Annotated in this window: 16 protein-coding genes; 3 read left to right on the top strand and 13 right to left on the bottom strand. The window is 62.4% G+C overall.

Features of this window, described 5'->3' with window-relative positions; translation table 11 throughout:
• Window positions 1-142 precede the first annotated feature (142 nt).
• Window positions 143-1,663, top strand: coding sequence for a CpaF family protein (locus ACFCW2_RS01300; protein WP_379547590.1), 1,521 nt, complete (start codon window positions 143-145; stop codon window positions 1,661-1,663).
• Between the two features lie 265 nt (window positions 1,664-1,928).
• On the opposite strand, the gene ACFCW2_RS01305 is transcribed toward ACFCW2_RS01300, so the two are convergent.
• From ACFCW2_RS01305 to ACFCW2_RS01365, 13 genes are all read right to left on the bottom strand, one after another.
• A complete protein-coding gene (locus ACFCW2_RS01305; protein ID WP_379547592.1) occupies window positions 1,929-2,165 on the bottom strand; it encodes a hypothetical protein in 237 nt (78 codons plus the stop codon).
• Between the two features lie 22 nt (window positions 2,166-2,187).
• Window positions 2,188-2,880, bottom strand: a complete 693-nt coding sequence (locus ACFCW2_RS01310) for an NAD(P)H-binding protein (protein ID WP_379547594.1) — start codon at window positions 2,878-2,880, stop codon at window positions 2,188-2,190.
• Entirely contained in the window at window positions 2,873-4,033 is a 1,161-nt protein-coding gene (locus ACFCW2_RS01315) for a deoxyguanosinetriphosphate triphosphohydrolase (RefSeq protein WP_379547596.1), read from the bottom strand. Before ACFCW2_RS01315 ends, ACFCW2_RS01310 begins: the two co-directional genes overlap by 8 nt.
• A gap of 110 nt (window positions 4,034-4,143) precedes the next feature.
• A complete protein-coding gene (locus ACFCW2_RS01320) occupies window positions 4,144-4,848 on the bottom strand; it encodes an aspartate/glutamate racemase family protein (protein ID WP_379547598.1) in 705 nt (234 codons plus the stop codon).
• Between the two features lie 75 nt (window positions 4,849-4,923).
• The gene (locus tag ACFCW2_RS01325) at window positions 4,924-5,907 is read right to left on the bottom strand and encodes an alpha/beta fold hydrolase (RefSeq protein WP_379547600.1); all 984 of its coding nucleotides are present in this window, start codon (window positions 5,905-5,907) and stop codon (window positions 4,924-4,926) included.
• A 24-nt stretch (window positions 5,908-5,931) separates the two neighbouring features.
• Window positions 5,932-6,963, bottom strand: a complete 1,032-nt coding sequence (locus ACFCW2_RS01330; protein WP_379547602.1) for an SO2930 family diheme c-type cytochrome — start codon at window positions 6,961-6,963, stop codon at window positions 5,932-5,934.
• Window positions 6,960-8,165, bottom strand: a complete 1,206-nt coding sequence (locus ACFCW2_RS01335; protein ID WP_379547604.1) for a parallel beta-helix domain-containing protein — start codon at window positions 8,163-8,165, stop codon at window positions 6,960-6,962. Before ACFCW2_RS01335 ends, ACFCW2_RS01330 begins: the two co-directional genes overlap by 4 nt.
• A gap of 292 nt (window positions 8,166-8,457) precedes the next feature.
• Window positions 8,458-8,802 carry a hypothetical protein gene (locus tag ACFCW2_RS01340; protein WP_379547605.1) on the bottom strand — a complete coding sequence of 115 codons (345 nt, stop codon included), beginning with the start codon at window positions 8,800-8,802 and terminating at the stop codon, window positions 8,458-8,460.
• Window positions 8,799-10,256, bottom strand: a complete 1,458-nt coding sequence (locus ACFCW2_RS01345) for an NAD(P)(+) transhydrogenase (Re/Si-specific) subunit beta (protein ID WP_379548904.1) — start codon at window positions 10,254-10,256, stop codon at window positions 8,799-8,801. The genes ACFCW2_RS01340 and ACFCW2_RS01345 overlap by 4 nt, the downstream gene beginning before the upstream one ends.
• Before the next feature lie 50 nt (window positions 10,257-10,306).
• Window positions 10,307-10,588, bottom strand: coding sequence for an NAD(P) transhydrogenase subunit alpha (locus ACFCW2_RS01350; RefSeq protein WP_379547607.1), 282 nt, complete (start codon window positions 10,586-10,588; stop codon window positions 10,307-10,309).
• A gap of 25 nt (window positions 10,589-10,613) precedes the next feature.
• Window positions 10,614-11,033, bottom strand: a complete 420-nt coding sequence (locus ACFCW2_RS01355) for a hypothetical protein (protein WP_379547609.1) — start codon at window positions 11,031-11,033, stop codon at window positions 10,614-10,616.
• Window positions 11,030-12,151 carry an NAD(P) transhydrogenase subunit alpha gene (locus ACFCW2_RS01360; RefSeq protein ID WP_379547611.1) on the bottom strand — a complete coding sequence of 374 codons (1,122 nt, stop codon included), beginning with the start codon at window positions 12,149-12,151 and terminating at the stop codon, window positions 11,030-11,032. The genes ACFCW2_RS01355 and ACFCW2_RS01360 overlap by 4 nt, the downstream gene beginning before the upstream one ends.
• A gap of 6 nt (window positions 12,152-12,157) precedes the next feature.
• The gene (locus tag ACFCW2_RS01365) at window positions 12,158-12,280 is read right to left on the bottom strand and encodes a hypothetical protein (protein WP_379547613.1); all 123 of its coding nucleotides are present in this window, start codon (window positions 12,278-12,280) and stop codon (window positions 12,158-12,160) included.
• 191 nt (window positions 12,281-12,471) lie between these two features.
• On the opposite strand from ACFCW2_RS01365, the gene ACFCW2_RS01370 reads away from it, so the two are divergent.
• Both ACFCW2_RS01370 and ACFCW2_RS01375 read left to right on the top strand, forming a co-directional pair.
• Window positions 12,472-13,890, top strand: a complete 1,419-nt coding sequence (locus ACFCW2_RS01370; RefSeq protein ID WP_379547615.1) for a sigma-54-dependent transcriptional regulator — start codon at window positions 12,472-12,474, stop codon at window positions 13,888-13,890.
• Window positions 13,887-14,297 (top strand): hypothetical protein, encoded by a 411-nt coding sequence (locus ACFCW2_RS01375; protein WP_379547617.1) that lies wholly within the window; start codon window positions 13,887-13,889, stop codon window positions 14,295-14,297. Before ACFCW2_RS01370 ends, ACFCW2_RS01375 begins: the two co-directional genes overlap by 4 nt.
• Window positions 14,298-14,303: the final 6 nt, after the last annotated feature.

Raw genomic sequence — 14,303 nt, forward strand, 5'->3', positions numbered from 1 at the left:
GGGGCCTCTCGCATTTAGGAAAAAAATAAGGTTTCCTGCCTATTCACCATTTTCCAGAAGGCCTTCTTCGCCCTGTTGTCAGATGGGTGCGCAGACGGGCCGGCAACAACAATAACGGATTACCTCCGAGGGAATTGGAACGATGAGCGCATTTGGACGCAAGAATGGACCCGGCGGCGGACGCTCATCCTTCGGTGTTGCCCGCCCGATGAAGGGCGGCGAGGCAGCGGCTCCAGCTGACAAGGCACCCCCACCGGGCGGTGAACAGTTCCCTCCTCTGCCCGGCGAAGACGCCGCAGAAGCGATGGATGTCGCTGGCGCGCAGCCGAACAAAGACGACGCAATGACCCGCCTTGCGGACCGCGCCAATGCGATCCACGAGAAGCAGGAAGTCGGCGGATTCGAAGCCAGCGTCCACAAGATCAAGGAACAGGTGCTTCCCCGCCTGCTCGAACGCGTCGACCCGGAAGCGGCCTCTACCCTTTCCAAAGAAGAGCTGTCGGAGGAATTCCGCCCGATCATCATGGAAGTGCTGGCCGAACTGAAGGTCACGCTGAACCGCCGCGAGCAATTCGCGCTGGAAAAAGTCCTGATCGACGAGCTTCTGGGCTTCGGCCCGCTGGAAGAGCTGCTGAACGACCCCGACGTGTCGGACATCATGGTCAACGGCCCCGACCAGACCTATATTGAAAAAGGCGGCAAGCTGGTCATCGCACCGATCCGCTTCCGCGACGAGCAGCATCTGTTCCAGATCGCCCAGCGCATCGTGAACCAGGTTGGCCGCCGCGTCGACCAGACCACACCGCTGGCCGACGCCCGTCTCAAGGACGGCAGCCGTGTTAACGTCATTGTGCCGCCGCTGTCACTGCGCGGTACGGCGCTTTCCATTCGTAAGTTCTCCGAGAAGCCGATCACCCTCGACATGCTCAAGGACTTTGGTTCGATGAGCGACAAGATGTGCACCGCGCTCAAAATCGCAGGCGCCTGCCGGATGAACATCGTGATCTCCGGCGGTACGGGTTCGGGTAAAACCACCATGCTCAACGCCCTGTCGAAAATGATCGACCCGGGCGAGCGCGTGCTGACAATCGAGGACGCCGCCGAATTGCGCTTGCAGCAGCCTCACTGGCTGCCGCTGGAAACGCGTCCGCCGAACCTTGAAGGCCAGGGCGCGATTACCATCGGTGACCTCGTGAAGAACGCCCTGCGTATGCGTCCTGACCGCATCATCCTGGGTGAGATTCGCGGCGCGGAATGTTTCGACCTTCTCGCCGCCATGAACACGGGCCACGATGGTTCGATGTGTACGCTCCACGCCAACAGCCCGCGCGAGTGCCTGGGCCGTATGGAAAACATGATCCTGATGGGCGACATCAAGATCCCGAAAGAAGCCATTTCGCGCCAGATCGCTGAATCGGTCGACATTATCGTGCAGGTGAAACGTCTGCGCGACGGTTCGCGCCGCACCACCGACATCACCGAAGTGATCGGGATGGAAGGCGACGTGATCGTGACGCAGAATCTGTTCAAGTTCGAATATCTGGACGAGAGCGAAGACGGCAAGATCATCGGCGAATTCCGCGCCAGCGGCCTGCGCCCCTACACGCTGGAAAAAGCGCGCCAGTTCGGCTTCGATCAGGCGTATCTTGAGGCTTGCCTGTAGGGCAAGCGACCCTCAAACGCCGGGCGCGGGCCATCCGGCCCGCTTGGCTCCGGCCTAACCGGCCGGCGGGCGGTCGCCCTTTGGGTCCGCTGGTTGCGGACCGAAACTGATTACAACTCTAATTGCCTGGAATGGTTCGGGGCCGCCAGGCCCCGCAAGGCCGACTGGCCGCCCGCAGCGACGCGACCTTCAGGTCGCATGAGCGAGGAGATTGCACCCCGGATGGGGTGCAGAAAACAAACATTCCTCCCCTACTGCACCAACTTCATCCCCCTTTGAGCAACGCCGGGATCGCCAGCGCCAGCAGCCCTGCTCCGATCACGGCTGAAAACAGGAAGACGCCGGTCCACGGGACCCAGCCGATCCGGTCGATCCGGACTCGGGCATTGCGCCAGCGCTCGGCCAGCAATGCCACCACCGCGAGCACCAGAAATGCACCGCCAGCCAGCGCCACCAGCGCCGCGTCGCTGGCAAAAATCAGACCATGGAAGAATTCGAGCATAGCGCGCTAACCGGCTGGGCTTTCACCCTTCCAGAGCCGGCAACAGCTTGGCCGCGCGGTGCAGCCCCTCGTGCTCGTGGACGAACTTGCCCTGCTGCTTGCGCATGGCAAGGGCCAGAATTGCCTCGGCCATCAGGCTCGCATGAACGGAGCGGTACTTGGTGTATTTTCCGCGCAGCAACAAATCCATCGCCGGGCTTGCCATGCGTCCCAGCCCCTCCAGCGGGCGCAGATCGGCGGTGCGGGTGCCGCGCAGCAGGCCGGGCCGCAGGATGTCCAGCCGCTTGAAACCGGCTTTCATCAACGCCTTTTCGGCCTCGCCCTTGGTCTTGAGATAGAAATTGTCCGAATGCGGATCAGCTCCGACCGAACTGACCGAAATCATCCGCTCCACGCCCGCTTCATGCGCCATGCGCGCCGTATCGACCACCAGATCGTAATCCACGGCGCGAAACGCGTCCTTGTCGCCGCCCACTTTGCGAATGGTGGTGCCCAGCGCGCTCACCAGCACTTCGGGCCGCAAATCCTGCAAGACATCGCCCCAATTGGCCGGATCGGCGACAAACATCTCCATCCGCGCACCCTTGGGGATGGGGGCTTCGCGCCGGGAAAGCGCCACCAGTCGCACATCCTCGCGCCCGACGCAGGCCTCCATGACCGCGCGCCCGACAAGCCCCGTGGCACCCACCAGAGCAATCCGCGTAACCTCAGACATTGCTGAGGCCCTCCGGCACTGTGCCGTAGATCTTTGCGTGCTGCGCCATGGCATAACTATCGGTCATCCCGGCGATATAGTCCACTATATGGCGGCTGCGCTCCGGCTCCTGCGCCGGCAGCTGAGCGGCCCAGCGCCCGCCCATCAGATCAGGCTCCTGCTCGTAGGCAGCGTAGAGTTTCGCAACGACGCTTTGCGCGCGGCCCGCCGTCTGTGTCTGATCGGAATGCAGATACAGCCGGTCATACATGAAGGTTTTGAGACGCCGCTCGCGCTCGAACATCGTGTCGGAAAAACCCGCCACAGGTCCCTGATAAGAAGCGACCTCCTCGCGCGAGGAAATCCCCTTCATCCGCTCCCGCGCGGTGGAAATCACATCGTTGACCATCACCCCGATCTGGTCGCGCACCAATTCGCGCAGCCGCGTTTCCTGCCGCGCATCGGGGTAGCGCAGCTCGATCGCGCGCCACAAATCGGCGACGAAATCGAGCTCCAGCAAATCGTCCAGTTTGAGAAAGCCTGCCCGCAGACCGTCATCGATATCGTGATTGTCGTAGGCGATATCGTCGGCCACCGCCGCCACTTGCGCTTCCAGACTGGGCCATGCCGCCAGATCCAGCGGATAGTCGCGGTCCAGCTCCGCCAGTGCCCAATGCGGCGCGGTCACCGGCCCGTTGTGCTTGGCCAGCCCCTCCAGCATTTCCCAGCTGAGATTGAGGCCGACATGGGTGCAATAGGGGCTTTCCAGCCGCATCAACGTGCGCAGGGTCTGGGCGTTGTGATCGAAGCCGCCATGACGCTGGAGCGCATCGTCCAGCGCCTTCTCTCCCGCATGGCCAAACGGCGGGTGGCCGATATCGTGCGCCAGACACAGCGCCTCGGTCAGATCCTCGTCCAGACCCAGTGCGCGGGCAATCGTCCGCCCGATCTGCGCGACTTCCAGACTGTGCGTCAGACGGGTGCGATAATGGTCGCCATCGGGGGCGACAAAGACCTGCGTCTTCCCGCGCAAGCGGCGGAAGGCGATGGAGTGGATGATGCGGTCGCGGTCGCGCTGGAATGCGCTGCGCGGCCCGCGCGTTTCCTCGCCTCCGGCGGAGAACTCACGCCCACGAGAGCGCAGCGGATCGGCAGCAAGGCGGGAGCGCGACATTGCCTGTGCGGATAGGCGCAGCCTTGCCCCGCGACAACGGGAACAATCGGGCAACACCGCGACAAGTCCGACAAGGCGGCGTGGGTGTGTGCCAGTCTGTGCAGTGCGGCCTAGGCTTCGGTGTCGCCCATGATCCAATCCACCGCCGCGTCGCAATGAATGCGCGCGGAATCGAAAATCGGCAGAACATTGGCGTCGACGTCGATGACCATGTCCAGCTCCGTGCAGGCGGAGATCACCGCCTTGGCGCCGGTCTGTTCCATCCGGGTGATCATCGTCTTGAAGAACCGCTGGGAGGACCGTGTGCCCTCGCCGGCCATCAATTCTTCGTAAATAATCCGGTTCACTTCGCCGACCTGTGCCATGTCCGGCGGCATCAGATCGATCCCGTGGGCGACCAGTCGCCGGCGATAGAAGCTTTCGGTCATCACATTGCGCGTACCGATCAGGGCGGCCGCTTCGGTCGCGCCTTCCTTCGCCATTTTCGCGCCGACGCAATCGGCGATATGCAGCACATCGATATTGATCGCTTCATTTACGCGGTCATACAGCCGGTGCATCGAGTTGGCGCAGATCATCAGCGCGCCGGCCCCGGCGTCCTCCATCCGTTTGGCGCTTTCGACCAGCACATCGCCCGCGCGGTCCCAATCGGCTTCATCGTCGAGCCCGAAGAGCGGGCGGAAATCCAGGCTTTCGATCAGCAGCGGAGCACTCGCCATCGGCTCCGCCCGCCGCTGAACGCCGCGATTGATCCAGCGATAATACATTCCGGTGGAGACCCAGCTCATCCCCCCGATCATGCCCAATTTACGCAATGCACAACGCTCCTGATATCCCCTGCAAGGGCCTGATCGGCGCGCAGGGTTGAAGCGGCAGTGCTTGCCCTATCGCTAGGGAGTGTCAACCGCCTCGGTGGCAGGCTCCACCACCGCATCCTCGATCCAGCCGCGCAAATCGGCTGCCGAGCGTTCGGGAATTTCCTCCATCGGCACATGGGCCACGTCTGGATAACGGATCGCGCGGTCGTTCGGCAGATGCTCCTCATACCAGTCGGCGCCGCTTGGCGGAGTGACCTTGTCCTCATCCCCCCACATCACCAGCGCGGGCATGGTCAGCGCGGCAATATCGCCGGTGTCGAACGGCCCGCCGCGCGGCGTATTGCTGCGGTCCAGCACGGCCTGACGGTTACCGGGATAGCGCAGCAATTCCCAATACCGGTCGACCTTCTCTTCGGTAATCACAGCTGGATCAGCCACCGCCCCTTTATAACTGGACTTGACCAGACTGCGCGGGGTGATGGAGGTCATCAGGTTGTGCACCACAGGCATTGAGGCTAGAATTGCGCCCAGATACAATTGCCCCTCGCCCTCGATACGCGGCGCACCGCTGGCGTTGAGCAGAGCGAGGCCGCTGACCCGCTCGGGATGCGCGATGGCGTAGGATGTCGCCATCCAGCCGCCCATGGAATTGCCCGCGATCACGAAGGTGTCGAGCCCAAGATGATCGGCAATCGCATCGATATCCGCGACATAGCGCGCCTTGGTATATTCACCATCGGCGGCAGGTCCGGTCAGCCCGTGGCCAGCAGTATCGAAGCGGACCACGCGGAAATTGTCCTTCAGCTGGTCGGTCCACACATCCCATGTATGCAGGCTGCTATTGGCCCCGTGGATCAGCATTACGACCGGCGCATCGCGCGGGCCTTCATCGCGCAAATGGAATGTCTGCCCGCCGCGCAGCTCGACAAATTGGGAAGCCTCGCTCCCGTATTTCGCACGCATCTCGGCCGCGTCGGTATCCGGCGTGCGGAATACCAGAAACAGCACACCGAGCAGGACAGCCAGAACGGCCAGAACCTTCAGAAATCTCTTCATGGCGATTGCCCCTGTTGGCGTGCGTTACTGCCCCAGTTCCACGATCCAGCGCTCGACCGCTGCAACGCCTTCCGGATCGATCGTCGCTCGGCCCAGTTCGGGCATCGCAACGCCGGGTTCCGCGCTCTTCATCCGGTGAAGCAGGATCGACTGGTCCGGCTGCCCCGGTACCACGTCGAAATCCAGTCCACCAGAGCCGCGTCCTGCGGCTACGGGCCGCTTCATGATGCCCAGCTTCATCGGGTCGCCCTGCTCCCACCGCAGGTCCAGCCCGCTGTTCGATGCGGTGGCCCCGGGCCGGTGACAATGCGCGCAGTTCACATCCAGATAGGCCCGCGCCGCCGCCTCGGCCTCTGCAGAATCGCCCGCGCCCCATTGCGGCATGGTGCCGGCATTGGCGGGCACAAAGTCCAGCCGTCCATGCGCCACCTGCCGGGCCAGCCAGTCATGCGACAAATTGCGCGCCTTGGGGCCGATGGGCACCACCGCACCCTCCACCCCGTGGCATTCCTTGCACTGGTTCTTGTTCGGAATGCGGTAGCTGATCGCCTCCCCCGCAGGGGTCGTCAGGTCCAGCCTACCGCCTGCCAGCGCGAGCTTTGCATCGGTCTGCTCCGCGTTCCAGCGATAGGGCAACGCCAGCCAGCCATCGGCGCGGTGGAGCAGGACGCGGGTTTCGATCAGCCGCCGGTCCTCCCCCTCACCAAAAGCGAATGTCTTGATCAGCGCGCTGCCAACCGGGAAAGCCAGCACCTCGTTCTCGTCGCCCGCGACTGCCGATGCTCCGCCGGGAATATAGACGAACCGCAATTTGTCTGCGCCGTCCGAGAACAGCGGCGTATTGAGCTGATAGGGGACCACGCCCGGCACTGGAACCTGCCCCGCAGCATCGCTGAAGAAACCGAATTCGGACAAGGCACGCGGGAATTTCTGTGTCGCAACAGCAATATCGCTGACCTGCAATGGCTCGGCATCCTTGGCTGCAATCACACCCGACAGCGTGACCGCCGACAGCGCAAGCGCCGCTGCCCCCAAAAGGCCCGCATTCCGCATCATCCCGCGATCCGCGCCGCCAGTTCGGCAGGGGCTCCGGTGACCTGATCGAGAATCAGCGAAGCGGGCGTATCGACCACCATCGGTCCGGGCTGCGCATTGGCCACACCCTGCCCCTGCACCGGCAGATTGAGCGACCACCCGCGTGTGCCTTCGACAGCGAACAGAGCGGGCGTCCCCTCTTTCGCCAAACCGTCCCACAGCACATCCGGAAGCGATCCGCCAAAAGCGGCCAGCAGCATTTCTGCGCCGGGCAGATACGGGTCCTTCCCGCCCCCGGTGTAGAGATTCTCCCCGATCAGCACATTGCGCGGATAGGGATCGTATCGGGCATCGGTGAAGGTTTGCGAATAGGCAATCACCATCACCTGCGCGGTGTCGTTTTCCGCGATCAGATTGTTTTCGACCAGCACATTGTCATTGGCCATCACCATCACGCCGGTGCCTTTAGGAATGCCGGCCACGATATTGCCTGCGGGCGCGAAATTCGGGGTGTTGTTGGTGGTCACCAGATTTTTGCGGACAATCACATCGCCGCCGCCCATCACCGGCAGATCGGGCAAGTCGAACACCAGAATGCCGCCGGTATTGTGCAGCGTCATGTTGTTCTCGACGATCGCGTTCCGGCTGTTCTCGATCTCGATCCCGGCAACATTGTATTGCGCGATCGAATTGCGGACGGTGATGTCCTTGCTCTGGCCGACATACACGCCTGCATCGGACGCGCCGGAGACAACGACACTATCTATCAGCACGCCGGTCCCCTCCACCGGATAGACGCCGTAGGCACCATTGGTGGGTTTGGGGCCTTCGGTCCATGTCACACGCAGGCGGTAGAACACGATATTGTCGGCGGCCTTGGATTTGATCCCGTCGCCCTTCGGGTTCTCGACCGCGAAATCGCGCAGGGTCACATCGTCGCTGGTGATCAGGAAGCCTTCGCCGGCCCCTGCCTGTGTGGTGAAATCGAGGATGGTGGCATCCATCCCCACCCCGCGCACGGTCACATCGTCCACGTCCAGACTGATTCCGTCGGTCAAAACAAAGCGGCCCGCGCCAAGCACGATTTCATCGCCCGGCTCGGCAAGGATCAGCGCTTCCTGCAGCCGCTCCTGCGCGCCCTCGCCCGGCTCGACCTCGTATATCTCCGCCCAGGCCGGCGTGGCAAAAACCAGCGCAGATGCGCCCAGCAACAGCTTCGTCATAAATCCCATCCTCCCTGCGATGCATACAGCCTGTGGAGGCCGCTTTTGCAAGAGCGGCGCTGGAATTGCGCTCGCCGAGGCGCGGAGGGCTTCAAACAAGGAGGCGCTCACAGAGGCACAGAGCCACAGAGAGAGTCCTCTTGCGGCGAAGCCGCTTTCAGACTGTGCGGTGGCCAGCGCCGCGAGGTTGGCCATTCGATAGCGGCTTTGCCGCAGGCACCACCCCTCCGTGCCTCTGTGCCTCTGTGAGCGCCGATCTTCTTCAGGCTTCAGCGCCTCAGCGAGCGAAAAACTACCGAGAAGAACCCACCAGCCCCGTGGCACACAGCGCGGCAGAGCTTCCGGTGACCGCGAGCACCTCCGTATCCCCCACACGCTCCAGCCGCCGCAGCAGGTCGCGAACGCCGCTGGGGCGTTTGCTTTCACCGGCCTGCGGGGCCAGCCCTTCCAGCTTGCGCAATTGTTCGATTGTCAGGCGGTCCACCATCCTCCCGGCCATGCATTCAGCATTGCTTTGCGAGACGCCGTTTTTGACGAGCGCGCTCTCCACCCGGCTTTCCACCACCCGGTCGATACAGCCTGTCAGGACCAGCGCTGCGCCCAACACGGTGGGCAGCGCCAGCAGGGCGCGGGTCAATCCAGCGCCTTTACAATGCCTTCAACCATCTTCTTCGCATCGGACAGCAGCATCACGGTCTGGTTCATGTAGAACACATCGTTGTCGACGCCGGCATAGCCTACGCCGCCCATGCTGCGCTTGATGAAGAACACCTGCTTGGCCTTGTCCACATCGAACACGGGCATGCCGTAAATCGGGCTGGATTTGTCGGTCTTGGCCGCCGGGTTCACCACGTCGTTTGCCCCGATGATGAAGGCCACATCGGCCTGCGCGAACTCGCTGTTGATATCCTCAAGCTCGAACACTTCGTCATAGGGCACATTGGCCTCGGCCAGCAGCACGTTCATATGGCCCGGCATCCGTCCGGCGACGGGGTGAATGGCGTATTTCACCTCTACGCCCTTTTCCTTCAGCACATCGGCCATCTCGCGCACGGCATGCTGCGCCTGCGCGACCGCCATCCCGTAGCCGGGGATGATGATGACGCTCTCCGCCTGCTCCAGCATGAAGGCCGCATCGTCGGCGCTGCCCTGTTTGTAGGGGCGCTGTTCCTTCGCCTCGCCGCCACCGGTTGCGGTATCCGCGCCAAACCCGCCGGCAATCACGGAGATGAAGCTGCGGTTCATCGCCTTGCACATGATGTAGGACAGGATCGCGCCAGAGGACCCGACCAGCGCGCCGGTGATGATCATCGCGGTGTTGCCCAGCGTGAAGCCCATCGCCGCCGCGGCCCAGCCCGAATAGCTGTTCAACATCGACACCACGACGGGCATATCCGCGCCGCCAATGGGGATGATCAGCAAGAAGCCGATGGCGAAGGCCAAAACGGTGATCCAGACGATCAGCATCCCCTCGCCTGCCCCGCCCGCGCCCGACAGGGCATAGGCTGCAATCAGCGCGAGAATGGCGAACAGCGTGCCCAGATTGATGATGTGGCGACCGGGCAGCAGGATCGGCGAACCGCTCATCCTTCCCGACAATTTCAGGAAGGCAATCACCGATCCGGAGAAGGTGATCGCACCGATGGCGATGCCCAGCCCCAACTCGATCCGGCTGACGACCAGAATCTGGTCCGCCGCGTCGGTGATCCCGAATGCGCCAGGGTTGAGCCAAGCGGCCAGACCGACCAGCACCGCTGCCATACCGACCAGCGAGTGAAAACCGGCGACCAGTTCGGGCATCGCGGTCATCGCAATGCGCCGCGCGATGGTGAAACCGATCAGACCGCCAATGGCGATGGCAATCGCGATCTCCACAATATTGGCGATGTCATGCGTCACCAGCGTGGTGACGACTGCGATCAGCATACCGATCATGCCGAAACGGTTGCCGCTCCGGCTGGTGGCCGGGCTGGACAGCCCGCGCAGCGCGAGGATGAAAAATACGCCCGCCACGAGATAGGCCAGCGCAACCCACGGGTTGACCGCTTCGCCCGAAGCAGCGTGTGCGGGTGCAGCGACCAATGCGGTCAGCCCAGTGAAACCGAGTGTCGGCCTGATCTTGGAGAGAAGCGAGCCCACGATCACTTCTCCTTCTTCTTGTACATCGCCAGCATTCGCTCGGTGACCGCAAAGCCACCGAAGATGTTCACACTCGCCAGAACCACACCGATCAGGCCGAGCCACTTGGCCACGGCACTCCCCGCCTCGGCACTCGCGATCAGCGCACCGACGATAATCACCGAGGAAATCGCATTGGTCACCGCCATCAGCGGCGTGTGCAACGCCGGAGTGACCGACCAGACCACGTAATAGCCGACAAAACAGGCCAGCACGAAAATCGACAGAATACTAATGAAGTCCACGCGCGCCCTCCCCGGGCCTAATCGTTCAAGTTACCCCGGCCGCCGCTTCCATGCGGTCAAGGCCATTGGCGATCTTCTGCAGCTCTGCGGCCAGCAACTCTGCCGTTTCGCCGGTATCGGTCTCGCCGCAGGAGGCCTCGTTGACCGTCCAGTAATGTTCGTAATCCGCCCGCACGATGGCCAGATCGACGGCCAGTGCGGTTCCGGCAATCCGTTCTTCCAGCGCATTCAGACGTTTGCGCAGCGGATCGTACTGGGCCAGCCGTTCGTCCTGCTCGGTAAACGCGCATACCGGATCGAGGCTGGCCACCACGTCCCGCGCGCCGAAGCGGAAATCCGATCCGGCTTTCGCGGCATCGGCGCTGTAGCTGCTCGCACCCGATTGCATGCCATCGCATGCGCCCAGCGCCAGAAGCGGCACTGCCAGAAAAATCAGTTTTTTCATGCTTGAAGCCTCTCGTGAACGATCATGCCGTCTTTGGTCAGCCGCACGGCATCGCCGATTTCCTCGTCGAGCGTGACTGTGCCGGTCTCCTTGTCCCAGAAGGCGGAGAGAAAGTTGAACAGATTGCGCGAGAACAGCGCCGATGCATCGGGCGAGAGAGCCGCCGGCGTATTGGAATAGCCCATGATGGTGACGCCGTCGCGCTCCACCAGCTCGTCCGGCTTGCTGCCTTCGACATTGCCGCCCTGCGCCACCGCCAGATCGAAAATCACGCTGCCCGGCTTCATGCTGGCGATCTGCGCGTCGGATATCAGGCGCGGCGCATCGCGGCCCGGAATCAGCGCGGTCGTAATGACGATGTCCTGCTTGGCGATATGGCTGGAGACCAACGCTGCCTGCGCCTTCTGGTACTCCTCGCTCATTTCGGTCGCGTAGCCGCCCGAACCTTCGCCCTCGATGCCTTCGACATCCTCCACGAAGATCGGTTTCGCACCGAGCGATTCGATCTGTTCCTTGGTCGCCGAGCGCACATCGGTGGCAGAAACCTGTGCGCCTAACCGTTTGGCTGTAGCAATCGCTTGCAGACCGGCGACGCCCACGCCCATGACAAACACGCGAGCCGCCTGCACGGTACCGGCAGCGGTCATCATCATCGGGAATGCGCGGCCATATTGATCGGCCGCCGACATGACCGCCTTGTAGCCCGAAAGGTTCGACTGGCTGGAGAGCACATCCATGCTCTGCGCCCGCGTGATGCGCGGCATAAATTCCATCGACAGCGCTTCCAAGCCGCCCTTGGCATAGGCATTTACCAGATCCCGGCGCTGGAACGGATCGAACGTAGCAGCAACCATCGCGCCATTTTTGGCGCCGGCGAGCAAGGCGGGATCAGGGGCGCGAATGCCCAGCACGATATCGGCGCCTTTGACCGCGTCTGCTGCCGTGCCAACGCTCGCACCGGCATCTGTGTAGTCGGCATCAGAGATGGAGGCATGGAGCCCCGCCCCTTCCTCGACCGCGACTTCCGCACCCAGACCGATAAACTTCTTCGCCGTTTCCGGCGTCACCGCGACGCGGGTCTCGCCCGCCTCACGTTCTTTCAGGATCGCAATACGCAAGGCCGGTCAGTCGGCAATCAGAACGATGACGATCAGCGTGATCACGCAGATCAAAGGCACCGTCCATTTCAGCGATGCGATGAAGCTATCATACGTGCTTTTCGCAGATTCCATATCGTTTGCGGCCATTTGTATGTTTCCCCAGGATGGCAAATTGGCAAGAACGTTTTGTTCCTATCGCCGCCTATCGGCCCTTACAAGAGCGGTCTGGACCCATCCCCCGCCAGCCGCACCTCTCATTACCGACAGCCTTAACACGAACTTTACCCCGAGCGGGTATCCACACTGCTTGTACCGCACTGGGACGGTTTTGGGGAACGATGGCAGAGGATGATACCCGCCTTTTGATGCTGATCGATGATGAGCCGGCGCAGAGCCGCCTCGTCACCGCTCTCGCTGCGCGCGAGGGCTGGCGCACGATCGTCGTCAAGGACAGCGAAACCGCCATTGCCACGCTGGGCACCCGCGAAGGGATGCAGCTGTCCGCCATCATTCTGGACCAATGGGTGCCGGGTGACGATGCCTGTGGTCTGATCGAGGAATTGAAAAGCCGCCGTCCGGCCCTGCCCATCCTGATGCTGACAACCAGCGCCAGCCCGCAACTGGCCGTGGAGGCCATGCGTGCCGGGGCAACCGATTACCTCATCAAACCGGTCGCTCCCGATCGCCTGATGACCGCGCTCAACAGCGCCACCCGCAAGGAAGCGCCGCGCGACGAATTGCAGCCGCTGACCGAGAAAATCGACGCGGAACTCGATTTCGATTCGATGATCGGCACTGCCGCTGAATTTCGGACCTCGCTCGCTCGCGCTGCAAAGACGGCCCGCGGCCACGGCCATGTGCTGATCGAGGGCGAAAGCGGCACCGGCAAGGAAATGCTGCTGCGCGCGATGCTGGCCGCAAGCCCGCGCGCGAAAGCTCCCAATCGTTTCCTCAATATCGGCGGCATCCCCGCCAATTCGATTGAATCCGCATTGTTCGGTCACGAACCAGACGCCTTTCCCGGTGCATTCGACCGGCAGATCGGTGCCATCCAGTTTTGCGACAGCGGGACGCTGGTGCTTGACGAGATCGACCGCCTCGGGCCCGGCCTCCAAACCCGCCTTGCCGATGTGCTGACCGAGGGTATTGTCCGCCCGGTCGGCGCGGCGCACGGTTTCAAGGTCGATGTGCGCATTCTGTCGGCCAGCAATTTGCCGATGGATGATCTCGTCGCCGGCGAACAGTTCGACGCACGTCTGTTGGAAGCTCTTGGCGCTACCCGCATCACTTTACCGCCTTTGCGCGAACGAGGCAGCGATATCGCCGCACTGGCGCGCCATTTCCTCGTCCGTATCGGTGAGCAGCCAGGCCTGCGCCATTTGTCGCTGGCCGATAGCGCTCTGAACCTGCTGGGCGCGTATGACTGGCCGGGCAATGTCCGCCAGTTGCAGACTGTTCTGTTCCGCGCCGCCGTCTTCTGTGAAGGGGAATCCCTGACAGCGAGCGATTTTCCGCAGCTGTCCGAGCTTCTTGGCGAGATGGACGAAAACGCGGTTCCCTTGCAGGAAGCCATCGGCGTGATGCTTTATACAGAGGACGGCAATTTGCGTCCGCTGGAAGAGATCGAGGCCGATGTCATCCGCCTTGCCATCGGACATTACCGAGGCCGCATGACCGAAGTCGCCCGTCGCCTCGGCATTGGCCGATCGACACTTTACCGCAAACTCAGTGATTTAGGGATCGATAACGCAGCATGAGCGAGATGAACCATTCCGGCTTTCGAGCCGCGTGCGACGCCCTTTCCAACAAAGTCGATGCCGGCCAGTTCGAAAGGTTCCGCTGGAGCCGCGATGAAGCGCCGAAACTGGCGCGTCTGGTCGAACTGGTCATGGGCTCGGTTGAAGACCGCACCGATATCGAAATCAACGAAGAAGGCGGCTCTCAGGACACCAAGCGCTTTGTCATCAAGGTCCATGGCAAGCGTATTGCCGGGCTCGGCGTTGCATTGGACCGGGGCCGCGCGGTGGTCTCCATCGGAGCGGTCGAGCGTAGCCCCTTCCAGGTTGTACAGGACAAGCCGATCCACGCGCCGTATTCCGAAGTGGACGAGCAATGGGTGGGCGAGACGCTGGGCAAGCTGATGGAACGGATCGTCCCCGCTTAAGGACTT

This window comes from Qipengyuania algicola (assembly GCF_042492175.1).
Lineage (GTDB): Bacteria > Pseudomonadota > Alphaproteobacteria > Sphingomonadales > Sphingomonadaceae > CAJXSN01.

Bases quoted from the DNA above. Each gene is read 5' to 3' on its own strand.
- ACFCW2_RS01300 (WP_379547590.1), top strand. From the start codon at position 143: ATGAGCGCATTTGGACGCAAGAATGGACCCGGCGGCGGACGCTCATCC.
- ACFCW2_RS01305 (WP_379547592.1), bottom strand. From the start codon at position 2,165: ATGCTCGAATTCTTCCATGGTCTGATTTTTGCCAGCGACGCGGCGCTG.
- ACFCW2_RS01310 (WP_379547594.1), bottom strand. From the start codon at position 2,880: ATGTCTGAGGTTACGCGGATTGCTCTGGTGGGTGCCACGGGGCTTGTC.
- ACFCW2_RS01315 (WP_379547596.1), bottom strand. From the start codon at position 4,033: ATGTCGCGCTCCCGCCTTGCTGCCGATCCGCTGCGCTCTCGTGGGCGT.
- ACFCW2_RS01325 (WP_379547600.1), bottom strand. From the start codon at position 5,907: ATGAAGAGATTTCTGAAGGTTCTGGCCGTTCTGGCTGTCCTGCTCGGT.
- ACFCW2_RS01330 (WP_379547602.1), bottom strand. From the start codon at position 6,963: ATGATGCGGAATGCGGGCCTTTTGGGGGCAGCGGCGCTTGCGCTGTCG.
- ACFCW2_RS01335 (WP_379547604.1), bottom strand. From the start codon at position 8,165: ATGACGAAGCTGTTGCTGGGCGCATCTGCGCTGGTTTTTGCCACGCCG.
- ACFCW2_RS01355 (WP_379547609.1), bottom strand. From the start codon at position 11,033: ATGAAAAAACTGATTTTTCTGGCAGTGCCGCTTCTGGCGCTGGGCGCA.
- ACFCW2_RS01365 (WP_379547613.1), bottom strand. From the start codon at position 12,280: ATGGCCGCAAACGATATGGAATCTGCGAAAAGCACGTATGATAGCTTC.
- ACFCW2_RS01370 (WP_379547615.1), top strand. From the start codon at position 12,472: ATGGCAGAGGATGATACCCGCCTTTTGATGCTGATCGATGATGAGCCG.
- ACFCW2_RS01375 (WP_379547617.1), top strand. From the start codon at position 13,887: ATGAGCGAGATGAACCATTCCGGCTTTCGAGCCGCGTGCGACGCCCTT.